We start from the raw sequence: 1,176 nt of genomic DNA on the forward strand, positions 1-1,176 counted from the left end.
GTGAGCACCAAACCCGGGAGGCTTCTATGTGTTGTCAAGTGCCTGGGCTGATTTGGGTGAGGGTGCGGAAGATCTGTCGGGTGATGTAGCGCTTGAGGCAACGTCTGATCTCGCGTTGCGTGCGTCCTTCGGCGAGGCGTCGCCGCACGTAGGCGCGGGTGGCCTCATCGGCGCGCATGCGGGTCAGAACGACGGTGTTGATCACCCTGTTGAGGCGGCGGTCGCCGCCGCGATTGAGTCGGTGACGGATCGTATTGCCGGATGAGGCCGGAATCGGGCAGGTTCCGGCGATCTTGGCCAGCGCGGCCTCGGTCTTGATCCGCCCTGGGTGCGACCACACCGTCAAGATCACCGCTGCGGTGACCGCTCCGACGCCGAACAGGGAAAGCAGTTGTGGGGCATGCTCGTTCACCAGTTCGGTGAGCTGGTCGCGGTTGTCGTCGAGTTGGGTGTCGAGCTCGCCGATGCGCCGGGCCTGGCGGACGGCTTCAGTCCGTGCGACCGCGACACCGAGCGGTTCGGCTCGGCTGCGCCAGCCGGCGATGGTCGCGATCTGCGCCGCGGTCAGGGCTCGGCGCGCATCGATGCCCAGATCGTGGGCGCGAACAAGCGCGGTTAGTGCGTTGATGCAGCGGGTCCGGTCGGTGTTCATCTGTTCACGAGCGACGCTGAGCACGTTCAGTGCGGCCCGGACCTGGCCGCGACGGCGGTCGCAGAGGTGCTGCATCTCGGTGGTCAGCGTCGCTCGCGCCGCGGTCAACGCATCGAGTGCATCGGTTTTTCCCTTGTTGCGCAACCGTTTCGATGACGGTGCCGGAGCTTCCACCACTCGGTAGCCGATTCGTTCGAGACGCTCGGAGAGGACGGCGCCGTAGCTGCCGGTGCCCTCGGCCGCGATCAGCACGCCATCAACCTCGCCGTGGGTGCGCCGCGCCAACCAAGTTGCGGCACGCGTAAGCCCTGTTGCCGAGGTGGGGAAGCTCGACTCATCGGTGACCCGGCCTGATGGGCATTCGATGATTGCGTAACTGTGCGTTGCGGCGTGCGTGTCGACGCCGACGACGAATCGATAGTGATCTGCCACGATGGACAATGCGAGGTCTCCTGTCAACGGGTGGACGTCGTGACCGGCGTCGGCCCGGGTGGAGATCACTACGAGGCAAGCCTGTAATGAGC

The 1,176-nt window shown here is 65.6% G+C and carries 1 protein-coding gene; it reads right to left on the reverse strand.

The window, feature by feature from the left end; genetic code table 11:
- Positions 1-34: 34 nt before the first annotated feature.
- A complete protein-coding gene (locus tag ACFXN1_RS51875; RefSeq protein WP_379446785.1) occupies positions 35-1,111 on the reverse strand; it encodes an IS110 family transposase in 1,077 nt (358 codons plus the stop codon).
- Positions 1,112-1,176: the final 65 nt, after the last annotated feature.

The organism is Nocardia sp. NPDC059154 (assembly GCF_042755705.1).
GTDB lineage: Bacteria > Actinomycetota > Actinomycetes > Mycobacteriales > Mycobacteriaceae > Nocardia.